11 protein-coding genes are annotated in these 12,204 nt (G+C 44.0%); 6 read left to right on the top strand and 5 right to left on the bottom strand.

Annotated elements, in window-relative coordinates:
• Positions 1–62 precede the first annotated feature (62 nt).
• From HMPREF0847_RS09675 to fni, 6 genes are all read left to right on the top strand, one after another.
• Complete coding sequence (locus HMPREF0847_RS09675; protein ID WP_008808255.1) at positions 63–800, top strand: CppA N-terminal domain-containing protein; 738 nt, start codon at positions 63–65, stop codon at positions 798–800.
• On the top strand, positions 797–1,732 hold the full coding sequence (locus HMPREF0847_RS09670) for a serine hydrolase domain-containing protein (RefSeq protein WP_008808256.1): 936 nt from the start codon (positions 797–799) through the stop codon (positions 1,730–1,732). The genes HMPREF0847_RS09675 and HMPREF0847_RS09670 overlap by 4 nt, the downstream gene beginning before the upstream one ends.
• Before the next feature lie 129 nt (positions 1,733–1,861).
• Positions 1,862–2,740 (top strand): mevalonate kinase, encoded by an 879-nt coding sequence (mvk, locus tag HMPREF0847_RS09665; RefSeq protein WP_008808257.1) that lies wholly within the window; start codon positions 1,862–1,864, stop codon positions 2,738–2,740.
• The gene (gene mvaD / locus HMPREF0847_RS09660) at positions 2,722–3,669 is read left to right on the top strand and encodes a diphosphomevalonate decarboxylase (protein WP_008808258.1); all 948 of its coding nucleotides are present in this window, start codon (positions 2,722–2,724) and stop codon (positions 3,667–3,669) included. Before mvk ends, mvaD begins: the two co-directional genes overlap by 19 nt.
• On the top strand, positions 3,659–4,678 hold the full coding sequence (locus tag HMPREF0847_RS09655; RefSeq protein WP_008808259.1) for a phosphomevalonate kinase: 1,020 nt from the start codon (positions 3,659–3,661) through the stop codon (positions 4,676–4,678). The genes mvaD and HMPREF0847_RS09655 overlap by 11 nt, the downstream gene beginning before the upstream one ends.
• Positions 4,659–5,666: a type 2 isopentenyl-diphosphate Delta-isomerase gene (gene fni / locus HMPREF0847_RS09650; protein WP_148507663.1), complete on the top strand. Its 1,008-nt coding sequence runs from the start codon at positions 4,659–4,661 to the stop codon at positions 5,664–5,666. Before HMPREF0847_RS09655 ends, fni begins: the two co-directional genes overlap by 20 nt.
• Before the next feature lie 36 nt (positions 5,667–5,702).
• Here the strand turns inward: fni and HMPREF0847_RS09645 are convergent, their stop codons facing one another.
• The 5 genes from HMPREF0847_RS09645 to pflB form a co-directional block, all read right to left on the bottom strand.
• On the bottom strand, positions 5,703–6,977 hold the full coding sequence (locus HMPREF0847_RS09645) for a hydroxymethylglutaryl-CoA reductase, degradative (protein ID WP_008808261.1): 1,275 nt from the start codon (positions 6,975–6,977) through the stop codon (positions 5,703–5,705).
• A complete protein-coding gene (locus HMPREF0847_RS09640; RefSeq protein ID WP_008808262.1) occupies positions 6,974–8,152 on the bottom strand; it encodes a hydroxymethylglutaryl-CoA synthase in 1,179 nt (392 codons plus the stop codon). The genes HMPREF0847_RS09645 and HMPREF0847_RS09640 overlap by 4 nt, the downstream gene beginning before the upstream one ends.
• 187 nt (positions 8,153–8,339) lie before the next feature.
• Positions 8,340–8,795, bottom strand: coding sequence for a threonine/serine exporter family protein (locus HMPREF0847_RS09635; protein ID WP_008808263.1), 456 nt, complete (start codon positions 8,793–8,795; stop codon positions 8,340–8,342).
• A 4-nt stretch (positions 8,796–8,799) separates the two neighbouring features.
• On the bottom strand, positions 8,800–9,558 hold the full coding sequence (locus tag HMPREF0847_RS09630; RefSeq protein WP_008808264.1) for a threonine/serine exporter family protein: 759 nt from the start codon (positions 9,556–9,558) through the stop codon (positions 8,800–8,802).
• A 137-nt stretch (positions 9,559–9,695) separates the two neighbouring features.
• Positions 9,696–12,011, bottom strand: a complete 2,316-nt coding sequence (gene pflB / locus HMPREF0847_RS09625) for a formate C-acetyltransferase (protein ID WP_008808265.1) — start codon at positions 12,009–12,011, stop codon at positions 9,696–9,698.
• Between the last annotated feature and the right edge of the window lie 193 nt (positions 12,012–12,204).

The following is a 12,204-nucleotide window of genomic DNA, read 5'->3' as shown; positions in this document are numbered from 1 at the left end:
TTATATAATTATTTGTCAAATAGGAGAAAATCCTCTAAAATAGAAGAGACTTGGAGGAATTTATGACACGAAATCATCAAACGATTAAGGCTGTACCAGTACTAAAAACGAACAATCGTCGTTTAAACTTAGAATTTTATTGTCAGACATTAGGGATGAAAAATCTTTTGGAAGAAGGCCCAGGTGTCAGTTTGGGAGATCAGACAAAGAGTGAAAGATTAGTGATTGAAGAATCACCAGGCGCACGTTCGCGTAAGGTCGTTGGACCTAAAAAACTAGCTCAGATCACTATAAAGGTTAAAGAGTCAAAAGAAATTGAAGCCTTGCTAGGACAGGCACGTCCTGTTTTACAGGTCTACCAAGGTGAGAAGGGCTATGCTTTCAAGGCTGTTTCCCCAGAGGGAGATATTTTCTTAGTTCATGCTGAGGATGATCCTCAAACACTCCGTGCTCTAGAAAAGATTCCTGTATTTGAGACACAGGCTGATTTCACTGGCTTAACACAATTTTATATTGAAAAAGTGATTCTCAATGTTCCAAATAAATCAGCAGCTCAAACTTATTATCAACCTTTTGGAGACATGCTACCAATTGAATTTAAAGAGGAAGAAGGCCAGGATTTATTGGCTGCAAATGCAGCAACTTGGGACTTGTCTATGATTAAGTTTTCTCTGGAACGTTTTGATGTAGATCAATTGGCTGAGCTTCTTGAAGGACGTGATTTGTTCGTTCCTAAGTCTAAAAAGTTTCTTTTAGCGACAGATGATAGTCAGATTGACTTGTGGTTTGAACAAGCATGACAAAGCAAAAAATTTTTGAGAAAATTCAAGAGCAGATTCGTCAGGAAATCTATCCTGGGGCTAGCCTAGCCCTATATCAAGCTGGTCAGTGGCGGGAATTCTACTTTGGTCTGGCTGATCCACAAGAAAGAAAAGTCACTCAAGCGGGCTTGGTCTATGATCTGGCTAGCGTCAGCAAGGTGGTCGGAGTGGGGACTCTAGCAGCCTTTTTATATGAGCAGGGCAAGCTGGATCTGGATTTACCCTTGCAGCACTATTATCCGGACTTTCATCGAGAAGATGTGACTGTGCGCCAGCTCTTGACTCACACGTCAGGGCTTGATCCTTTTATTCCCAATCGTGATCAGCTGACAGCTCCCGAGTTGAAAGAAGCACTCAATCATTTGACGGTGCTTGAAGATACGACCTTTCGCTATACAGATGTGAATTTTTTGCTCTTGGGCTTTATGTTGGAAGAGATCTACGGTCAGGCCTTGGATCAGATCTTTCAAAGTCAGATTTTCCAGCCTTGGGGTTTAACTGAGACAGGTTTTGGGCCAGTTCCAGGAGCTGTGCCGACCGTTCGCGGTGTCAAGGATGGTCAGGTTCATGATCCCAAGGCGCGTGTTCTAGGCATCCATGCTGGTAGTGCTGGCTTATTTTCAACTCTCAGGGATTTGGAAATATTTCTAGAGCATTATCTGCAGGATGACTTTGCGGCCAATCTGACCCAGAATTTTTCCAAGGAGCCTGGCAAAAGACGTAGCCTAGCCTGGAATCTGGAGGACGACTGGCTGGATCACACTGGCTACACGGGAACCTTTATCATGTATAATCGCAAGGAGCAAAAGGCAGTCATTTTCTTGTCCAACCGGACCTATGAAAAAGACGAGCGGGCTCAGTGGATCTTAGATCGCAACCAGCTGATGAATCTGATAAAAACGGAACTATAAGATACTCCGACTTCTATGCTCGGAGTTTTCTCATGTTCCTTGAATCCTAAAGATTTTTCTCGTAAAAATCGCTTTTTTTTTCAAAGTATATTAAAATAATAGTTAAAGAAATAAATATAGGGAAAGATCATGACAAAAGAAATTGGTGTCGGAAAGGCACACAGTAAAATTATTTTGATGGGGGAGCATTCGGTAGTCTATGGATATCCAGCTATTTCCTTGCCACTCAACCATATCGAAGTAACCTGCCGGGTCTTTTCGTCTGAACGTCCCTGGGCTCTTTATGCTGAGGATACGCTGTCTATGGCTGTTTTTGCCTGTCTAGAACATTTAGGCCAGCAAGGTGCTAAGATAAGCTGTCAGGTGGAGTCTATGGTTCCTGAAAAGAGAGGGATGGGTTCATCGGCTGCGGTTAGTATTGCAGCTATTCGGGCTGTTTTTGACTACTTTGAAGAAGAGCTGGATGACCAAACCCTAGAGATTCTAGCCAATCGGGCAGAGATGATTGCCCATATGAATCCCAGCGGCCTTGATGCCAAGACCTGCCTTAGTGATGTAGCTATCAAATTCATTCGCAACTTTGGTTTCAGTGAAATTGAATTGGATCTGGATGCCTTTTTATTGATTGCAGATACAGGTATTCATGGTCATACTCGCGAAGCCATCCGTGCTGTAGAAAGTCAGGGTCAAAAGGCTCTGCCCTTGCTCCAGGAATTGGGGAATTTAACAAAAATCCTTGAGAAAGCCATTTCTATCAAGGATCTGATGACGATGGGGCAAGCCATGACCAAGGCTCATGAGAAGCTAGCTAGGCTAGGAGTGTCTTGCCAGAAAGCTGATGAACTAGTTGAAACAGCTCTTGAAAATGGAGCTTTGGGAGCTAAGATGAGCGGTGGCGGTCTGGGTGGCTGTGTCATTGCTCTTGTAGGAGAAAGAAGTCAGGCGGATGTCTTAGCCACCGTATTGAGAGAGAAAGGGGCCATTAACACATGGATCGAAAGCCTGTAAGTGTCAAATCCTATGCCAATATTGCAATTGTCAAATATTGGGGCAAGAAAGATGCAGAAAAGATGATTCCGTCTACCAGCAGTATCTCGCTGACACTGGAAAATATGTATACCGAGACGCAGCTGAGTCCTTTGCCGGATACAGCGACTGGAGATGAGTTTTATATTGACGGTCAGCTACAAAGTCCGGCAGAACATACCAAAATCAGTAAGATTATTGACCGCTTCCGCTCTCCAGAAGATGGTTTTGTCCGCGTTGATACCAGCAATAATATGCCAACAGCAGCAGGTCTGTCTTCGAGCTCCAGCGGTCTGTCTGCCCTAGTCAAGGCCTGCAATGCTTATTTTCAGACAGGCTATCAGACAAAAGAGCTGGCTCAGCTGGCCAAGTTTGCTTCAGGGTCGTCTGCTCGGTCTTTCTTTGGTCCGCTAGCGGCCTGGGATAAGGACAGTGGAGCCATTTATCCAGTCAAGACGGATTTGAAGCTAGCCATGATTATGTTGGTTCTGCATGATGAGAAAAAGCCCATTTCCAGCCGTGACGGTATGGAGCTCTGCGCTAAAACTTCCACAATTTTCCCAGATTGGATTGCCCAGTCTGCCTTGGATTATAAAGCTATGTTAAGCTATTTGCAGGACAATGATTTTGCCAAGGTGGGCCAGCTGACGGAGGAAAATGCTCTTCGGATGCATGCCACGACAGAAAAGGCTTATCCACCGTTTTCTTATCTGACAGAGGAGTCTTACAAGGCTATGGATGCTGTCAGAAAGCTGCGGGAGCAGGGGGAACGTTGCTACTTTACCATGGACGCAGGGCCCAATGTCAAGGTGCTCTGCTTGGAGGAAGACCTAGACCATCTGGTGGCTATTTTTGAGAAAGACTACCGGCTTATCGTCTCCAAAACAAAGGACTTGTCAGATGAAGGCTAGTGCAAGAGTCCAAACCTGTGGCAAGCTCTATCTGGCGGGTGAATATGCAGTGCTGACGGCTGGTCAGCCAGCCATTATCAAGGCCATTCCTATCTACATGGCGGGAGAAATCCAGATAGTACCTGACTATCGCTTGTCATCAGATATGTTCGAACACAGCGCTAACCTAGAGCCGGACCCTGATTACGCCTTGATTCAGGAGACGATAGGGGTTATGAACACTTATTTGCAGGACTTAGGCTACCAGCTTCAGCCATTTTCTCTAAAGATTAGTGGCAAGATGGAAAGAGACGGCAAGAAGTTCGGGATTGGCTCCAGCGGTAGTGTTGTTATTCTGACCATCAAGGCCATGGCAGCCCTTTATGAGCTAGACTTAGAGCCAGAGCTACTCTTTAAGCTGGCTTCTTACGTTCTCCTCAAGCGAGGAGATAATGGCTCCATGGGAGATCTAGCCTGCATTGCTTTTGAAGACCTGATTTACTACCGGTCTTTTGATAGAGAACTGTTCCGCAAGCGCATGGACAAAGTCGATTTACCACAGCTATTAGCAGAGGATTGGGATTTTGAAATTCGCATCATTAAGCCTTGCTTAGCCATGGATTTTCTAGTTGGCTGGACCAAGCAGCCGGCAATTTCTAAGGACTTGGTCAATCAGGTCAAGTCAGCTATTTCAGAGTCCTTTTTGACAGGTAGTAGGATACAGGTTGATACTTTGGAGAAGGCTTTATTAGCAGGAGAGAAACTTGCTATTCAGTCTAGTTTGGAAAAGGCTAGCCAGCTCTTAGAAAGGCTCAGCCCGGCTATCTATACAGACACGCTGAAAGCCCTAAAGGAAGCGGCAGAAAGACTGAACTGTGTGGCTAAGAGTAGCGGTGCCGGTGGTGGCGACTGCGGGATTGCTCTCAGCTTTGATGCCGCATCTAGCAAGCAACTGATTCAAGCCTGGCAAGAAGCTGGCATTGAGCTATTATACAGAGAAAGGATGGGATATGATGAGCCAGAATCGTAAGGACGACCATATCAAATACGCTTTAGAGCAGCGTCTGGGTTACAACAGTTTTGATGAAATGGAACTGGTTCACCGCTCTTTGCCTAAGTATGATTTGGCAGAGATAGACCTATCTACTCACTTTGCTGGTCGTGATTGGGAGTTTCCTTTTTACATCAATGCCATGACTGGCGGCAGCCACAAAGGCGGTCAAATCAATGAGAAACTGGCTCAAGTAGCTGAAAGTTGTGGCCTTCTTTTTGTAACTGGCTCTTATAGTGCAGCCTTGAAAAATCCTTCTGATTCTTCCTATCGGGTGGCGGCTGGTCGGCCTAATTTATTGCTGGCTACCAATATCGGCTTGGACAAGCCTTATCAAGCTGCCCAGCAAGCAGTAGCTGATTTGCAGCCCCTCTTTTTGCAGGTCCATGTCAATCTCATGCAGGAATTGCTGATGCCAGAGGGTGAGCGGGAGTTTCGTTCTTGGAGACAGCACTTGACTGATTATAGTCAGCGGCTGGATCTTCCCCTAATTCTTAAAGAAGTTGGCTTTGGCATGGATCGCTCTACTGTCGAAGAAGCGCGCTCCTTGGGCATTCAGACTTTTGATATTTCTGGCCGGGGCGGCACTAGTTTTGCCTATATTGAAAATCAGCGGGGTGGCAATCGTGACTACCTCAATGATTGGGGACAATCTACTCTGCAGAGCCTGTTGGCTCTTCAGCCACTTTGCGATGAGGTCGAACTCTTGGCTAGTGGAGGTGTCCGTCATCCTTTGGATATGATCAAAGCCCTGGTCTTAGGAGCTAAGGCAGTTGGCCTCTCTCGCACCATGCTGGACTTGGTGGAAAATCACTCGGTGGAAGAGGTTATTGCTATTGTAGAAGGCTGGAAATCAGATCTGCGTCTCATCATGTGTGCCCTGTCCTGCCGAAACTTGCAAGAACTAAAGAATGTACCCTATCTACTCTATGGGCGACTGAAAGAAGCTCAGGAACAGATTAAATAGCATAAAGACATACAAAAAAGGCCATCAATGGCCTTTTTACTTGTCCTGTTTTCGTAAGTCAGCTAGGATTTCCTGAGCAGCAGCTAAGTTGAAAGTCTTCTTGGCTGTTAAGCGACTGGCTACAGCAACAATTTCTTCGCCTTGAGCTCCAGCTTGCAATGCTAAAGATTTGGCTTGCAATTTCATATGTCCGGCTTGGATGCCAGTGCTGACCAGGGCTTTGAGGGCAGCGAAATTTTGTGCCAATCCGACCGATACGATGATGGAAGCCAATTCCTTGGCTTGAGGCTGCCCCAGCAAGTCAAAGCTGGCTGCCACTGCGGGATTGAGGCCAATGGAGCCTCCCTTAGTTGCAATGGGCATGGGCAGGGTCATCTGACCATGAAGCTGGCGTTTGTCTGGGTCTGCCGTCCAAGTAGAGAGGCCACGGTAGCTTCCTTCTCGGCTGGCATAGGCATGAGCGCCAGCTTCTACAGCCCTCCAGTCATTTCCAGTAGCCAGCACCAAAGCATCAATGCCATTAAAGATACCTTTATTGTGGGTAGCTGCTCGGTAAGGGTCGACCTGGGCTAGCTTGCTAGCCAGCTGCATCTTATCCGCAAGAAGCTCTGCCTCAGCCTTATTCCGACTGAGAAAGCGATAGTCGATGACACAGCGGGCTGTTACCAGGCTATCTGTTGCATAGTTTGACAGGATAGCCATCAGACTCTTACTGCCAGTCAGCTCTTCCAGAGGAAGGGTGAGAGCCTCCAGCATGGTGTTGAGCATATTGGCTCCCATGGCTTCCTGCGTATCCACAGATAGATAGAAAATGAGGAAGTCATCCTTTTGCTCTAGCCAGAAATCTCTAGCACCACCACCACGGGCAACAATCGATGGATAGGCTTGGTTAGCCTGTTCCAGCAACTCTTTCTTTTTTCTGAGAACATCTTTAATGGCTTGGTCTGCATTATCAACCTGATAGAGGGCAATCTGCCCAATCATCTGGCGTTTGTGAACCTCGGTTTCAAATCCGCCTGAACGTTTGATAATCTTAGCGGCAAAGCTAGCTGCTGCTACGACAGATGGCTCTTCTGTCACAAATGGAACTTGATAGGTCTTACCATCCACCAGAAAGTCTGGCACCAGAGAGTAGGGCAGGGCCAGAGTGGCCAGTACATTTTCACTCATCTGATTGGCTGTTTCCAGTGGCAAAGTCTGCTGACTGTCTAGCAGCTGCCAATGTTCATCTTGTAAAAGTTCCTTTTCTTTCAGCATCTGTAGCCGTTCAGCAGGAGTTTTTTTGGAAAATCCAGTCCAGTTTATTTTCATGATGATTTCTCAACTTTGATGTACTTACGCTGATGCTCTGCAATTTCCGCCAGAGCAAAGCTTTGTTCCTCATAGCCAGAGAAGCTGGCATTACCCTCTGCATCCAATTTAGCTTCTGCAAAAAAGATATGCTCGTATTCTTCAACAGAAAGAGCTTGACGCTGGTCTAGTTCCTCCAGACGTGTCTGTGACAGCTGTTTCTCGTATCCTGGAACTAAGGAAGCGCTGAAAATTTCTGCTACAGCACCACTGCCATAACTAAAGAGAGCAATCTTGTCACCAGCCTTAAGATTATCTGAGTTTTCTAAGAGGGACAAAAGGCCTAGGAAAAGAGAACCTGTGTAAATATTTCCGACTTTTTGGCTGTAGAGGATTGACTTTTCAAAGTTTTCCTTAAGCTGATCTTGCTGCTCTTGAGGAAGGCTTTTATCCATGATTTTATTGAGACCTTTAAGAGCAAGTTTTGGATAAGGAAGATGGAAGCAGTAGGCTACAAAATCTTTGAGAGAAAGATTGTGGCGCTTTTGGTACTCATCCCAGGTTGTTTTCAAACAATCCAAGTATTGTTGGGTAGAGTAGAGTCCATTTACATTAGGAGTTGTCGAGTAATTTGGACGCCAAAAATCCATAACGTCGCGAGTTTGTGCGACATTGTCTTCATTGAAAATTAAGATGCGAGGATCCTTGCTTATCAACATTGCAATAGCTCCCGCTCCCTGAGTTGGTTCACCAGGAGTATTAATACCATATTTGGCAATATCACTGGCAATAACGAGGACCTTGCTATCTGGATATTTTTCGATATGGAGTTTGGCATAGTCAAGTGCAGCAGTAGCGCCATAACAGGCTTCTTTAATCTCAAAACTCCGGGCAAAAGGCTGGATCGCCAAAAGGCCATGAATAAAAACGGCCGCTGCCTTGCTCTGATCAATGCTTGACTCCGTAGCTACAATGACCATGTCAATCTTCTCTTTGTCTTCACTTGTCAAAATGGGATCTGCAGCTGCAGCTCCTAAGGTGATAATATCTTCTGTCAGAGGAGCAATGCTGAGTTCTTTAAGCAGGAGTCCCTTGCTTAGTTTTTCTGGATCGGTAGCACGCGCTGCCGCTAAATCGTTTAATTTCAAGACATAATTGGAGGTTGCAAATCCAATTTTATCAATTCCTATTTTCATATTAAAACCTCATATCTTGATATGATTATCAAGAGTATTTCAACATCTATTTTACCATAATTCAAAATAAAACTGATAAAAAAGCCCCGTCGAACAGAGACAGGGAACTTGAAACATCTTAGCGTAAAACTTGTTTTTACTAAGATTTAATCAGAAGTATCAAATTTGTTTAGAGTTTATAGTCGACTCAATAGTGGACGTGCTTTCTTTTTTGAATATACTTAAAAAGTTTTAGCGCAACTGTACCGCTGGCCATTCCAATCGAAATAACTAGGGCCAAGATGACTACTAAGGTGGCATTAACCATAGCCTTACTATAATCACCAGTTACAAAGAATGCGGTTGTTCGATAGGAGAGGTAACCAGGGACTAGGGGTGCTAGAATCGCTAGTATAAAGACAACTGCAGGAGTTTTATAAATAACACTCATAATTTGGCTACAGCAAGATCCGACGATGGCAGCTACAAAGGTGGCTACGATAACATTGGTCGGGCCTTTTAAAAGCAAATAAAGAAGCCAGATAGACATCCCCAGTAGACCAGCTGGAATTAGCATTCTGCGCTGGACATTTAAAACGATAAGGAAAGTAATAATAGCCAATAAACTTGCAAGAGCTTGAAGGAAAAATGTTAGTATTGTCATAGTTTTATTTCATTAATACAAGGGCTACGGAAGTACCCGCACCGAGAGCAAGGGTAATGAGAAGAGATTCAAAAAGTTTACTCATTCCCGAGTTGATATGGTTGGTCATGATGTCACGGACAGCATTAGTCAGGGCAATCCCAGGGACAAAAGGCATGACAGAGCCTGCTATAATCAAGTCTGCAGTTGAGTTAAAACCAGAGTAGCGCGCCCAAGCCTGTGCTAGTAAACCAAAAACAAAGGCACCTGCAAAGGCTGTAACAAAAGGAATTCGTACATACTTCTCAGCGTACAGTGAAAAGGTAAAGCCAAAGAAGGTTGCCACAGCAGCGCCAAGTGCATCGTAAAAATTTCCTCCAAACATGATGGAAAAAAATGGGGCACTGAGCGTAGCTGCAATGGTCAATTGTTTTTTGTTGTATGGCAGACATTTGTTTTTGAGACGCAAGAGTTCATCGTAAGCCTCTTGCAAGGTTAATTGACCACTGGTCAACTGACGGGAGACTTGGTTGACATCACAGACCTTCTCAATATTATAATTTGAATGCACAATACGTTTCATACGAGAGAAATTCGTATTCTCGACGGAGAAGAAAATCGCAACTGGCATAGCTAGAGCATTGCAATCAATAATCCCCTGCGAATGAGCGATACGAATCATGGTATCTTCTACACGATAGATTTCAGATCCGCTTTGCAATAAGAGGGTTCCGGCTAGCATGATGACATCTACGGCTAGATTAAATTCTTTTGACTCTTCCATAATCTCTTTCCAAGTGTTTCTAAACTTTCTTCTATTATAGCAAAATTCAGAAGCTTCTTCATAAAAATTCCATGCAAAATCAAAAAAGAAGACTGGAAATAAACCAATCTTCCTTTATAGTTGAATTTAATGACTTATTAGCTCAAAGCATCATCCATAGAAAGGACTTCGTGGAATACACGTTGAGTCAATTCAGTCTTTTGCTCTGGAGTGAGGTACTTAGTATTTACACAGTAACCAGAGATACGAACGATAACGTCTTCACCAGACATAATCTTGTCGTAAACGTCCTTCAAGTCCATAACGTTCAAGTTAACGTGTTGTCCACCATTTTCAAAGTAACCATCAAGGATTGTTACCAAGTTGTCTACTTGTTCGTCATGAGTTTTACCAAGCGCACGAGGTGATACTTGAGTTGTCAGAGAGATACCGTCAGCTGCATAACTGAAGTCCAGACTAGCAAGTGAGTTCAAGTTTTGCAACCAGCCACCTTTTGCCTTGTTAGATGGGTTAGCACCTGGTGAGAAGAACTCAAGTTTAGACAAGTTCACAGTACCATCTTCGTTAAGGTAAACTCCTTTGTGGACTGGTGAGTTACCAGTTTGTTTAGAGTAAGCAACGTTAGATGTGATTGTCAAGAGTGATACTGTAGCTTCAGCGTTCTTGTATAGTTTGTGGCTACGCAAACGAGTTGTGTAAGCTTCAACCAACCATTCAGCCAATTCATTTGAACGAGGATCATCTTCACCCCAACGTGGGTATTCACCGATTGTTTCGTAATCGTAGATGTATCCATTTTCGTCACGGATTGGTTTAACTGTAGCGTACTTGATAGCTGACAATGTATCAACAGTGTTAGCAAATCCACAGATACCGAATCCCATGTTAGCACGTTGATGAGTAGGCAAGAAGGCCATTTGAACAGCTTCGTAGTTATACTTATCAGTCATGTAGTGGATGATGTTCAAAGCATCTACGTAAGTGTCTGTCAACCAATCAAGTGATTTTTCAAAGTTAGCTTTAACTGATTCAAATTCAAGAACTTCGTCACGGATAGGATCGATGTCAAATACTTTGTAGTCTTTATGCACGTCGTCATAACCACCGTTGAGACCAGTAAGAAGAGCTTTCAGAACGTTTACACGAGCACCGAAGTACTGGATGTTGTGGCGTTGTTCTTCATTTTCTGGGTCAAGTGGAGATACACAACATGAGATACAACTCATTTCACCATATCCATCTTTAGCCATTGTTGTTACACCTTCATATTGGATAGAAGAGTGTTTGTGGCTCATGTGCATACAGTAGCGACGGAAGTTATATGGTAATTTATCAGTCCAAAGAACTGTCAAGTTTGGTTCTGGAGAGTTACCGATGTTGTCAAGAGTGTTCAAGAAACGGTAGTCCATCTTAGTAACACGGTGACGACCATCGTTACCCATACCTGCCATAGAAGTAGTGATGAAGGTTGGGTCACCAGAATACAGTTGGTCGTAAGCTTTTGTACGAGCAAATTTAACAGTACGAAGTTTTAAAACGAAGTCATCGATAAATTCTTGGATTTCGCTTTCAGTGTAAGTGCCACGAGCAAGGTCACGTTCTGCAAAGACGTCAAGAACGATTGGCACACGTCCAAGAGAAGTTGCGGCACCGTTGATGACGCGGCAGACTGCCATGAAGGCAATGTTTGTCCATTGGATAGCTTCTTTAGTATCGAAGGCAGGACGGCGAACATCAACTCCGTAAAGGTCACCTAATTTAACAACTTCACCAAGTGCTTGGTATTGCAAGTTGATTTCTTCGCGAAGACGAATTGTTTCTTCGTCGATTTCTGTCAAAGCATTCCAGTCGTTTACTTTTTCAGCCATCAAGTAGTCAGCTCCATAAAGAGCAAGACGAGCATAAACTCCGATGATACGTCCACGAGAGTATGCATCTGGAAGACCAGTAACTGTGTGAGCGTGGCGAGCACGACGAATGTTTGAAGTGTAAGCACGGAAGATACCATCGTTAACTGTTGTCACGTACTTAGTAAAGATTTCGTGAACAGCTGGATCTGGCTCATAACCATTTTCCTTCAAAGTTGTTTCAGCCATACGGATACCACCTTTTGGCATGAAGTTTAATTTGAAGAGTTCGTCGTTTTGGATACCATAGATTAGCTCGTTATCTTTGTCGATGTAGCCAGCTGGGATACCTGCAATAGATGCTGGGCGAGTGTCCATTGGGAAACGAGTTGCTTCATAGTGAGCCTTTGTTTCTTCAATAATCTTTTTAATATGAAGAGAGCGTTCAGTTGGACCTGCTAAGAAGCTTTCATCTCCATCGTAAGGAGTGTAGTTAGCTTGAACAAAGCGTGAAATACTTGCTTTTTCTTTCCAATCTTCACCTTTGAAGCCTTCCCAAGCCTTGTCAAAAATATCTTGTGCTTCGACAACAGTTTTAACAACCATGTTAAATTCCTCTTTTTCTTTCTAGTAACAAGTATCTGTTACATTTGTATAGTTAAAGTATAACACATAGTAATCGTTTACACAAAGTGTTTTCGGGATTTGTAAGCCTTTTCTTTTATAATACAGTTGTCTGAAAATCCGAAAAGTGTACTATATAGACGGATGAGAGAAATTTCTTAGCAAATAGTTGGGC

The sequence above is a fragment of the Streptococcus sp. 2_1_36FAA genome (genome assembly GCF_000161955.2).
Lineage (GTDB): Bacteria > Bacillota > Bacilli > Lactobacillales > Streptococcaceae > Streptococcus > Streptococcus gordonii.
This window is presented reverse-complemented; position numbering and strand designations above follow the sequence as displayed.

Coding starts and splice junctions, on each gene's coding strand:
- HMPREF0847_RS09670 (WP_008808256.1), top strand. CDS start 797: ATGACAAAGCAAAAAATTTTTGAGAAAATTCAAGAGCAGATTCGTCAG.
- HMPREF0847_RS09645 (WP_008808261.1), bottom strand. CDS start 6,977: ATGAAAATAAACTGGACTGGATTTTCCAAAAAAACTCCTGCTGAACGG.
- HMPREF0847_RS09635 (WP_008808263.1), bottom strand. CDS start 8,795: ATGACAATACTAACATTTTTCCTTCAAGCTCTTGCAAGTTTATTGGCT.
- mvaD (WP_008808258.1), top strand. CDS start 2,722: ATGGATCGAAAGCCTGTAAGTGTCAAATCCTATGCCAATATTGCAATT.
- HMPREF0847_RS09655 (WP_008808259.1), top strand. CDS start 3,659: ATGAAGGCTAGTGCAAGAGTCCAAACCTGTGGCAAGCTCTATCTGGCG.
- mvk (WP_008808257.1), top strand. CDS start 1,862: ATGACAAAAGAAATTGGTGTCGGAAAGGCACACAGTAAAATTATTTTG.
- HMPREF0847_RS09630 (WP_008808264.1), bottom strand. CDS start 9,558: ATGGAAGAGTCAAAAGAATTTAATCTAGCCGTAGATGTCATCATGCTA.
- HMPREF0847_RS09675 (WP_008808255.1), top strand. CDS start 63: ATGACACGAAATCATCAAACGATTAAGGCTGTACCAGTACTAAAAACG.
- fni (WP_148507663.1), top strand. CDS start 4,659: ATGATGAGCCAGAATCGTAAGGACGACCATATCAAATACGCTTTAGAG.
- HMPREF0847_RS09640 (WP_008808262.1), bottom strand. CDS start 8,152: ATGAAAATAGGAATTGATAAAATTGGATTTGCAACCTCCAATTATGTC.
- pflB (WP_008808265.1), bottom strand. CDS start 12,011: ATGGTTGTTAAAACTGTTGTCGAAGCACAAGATATTTTTGACAAGGCT.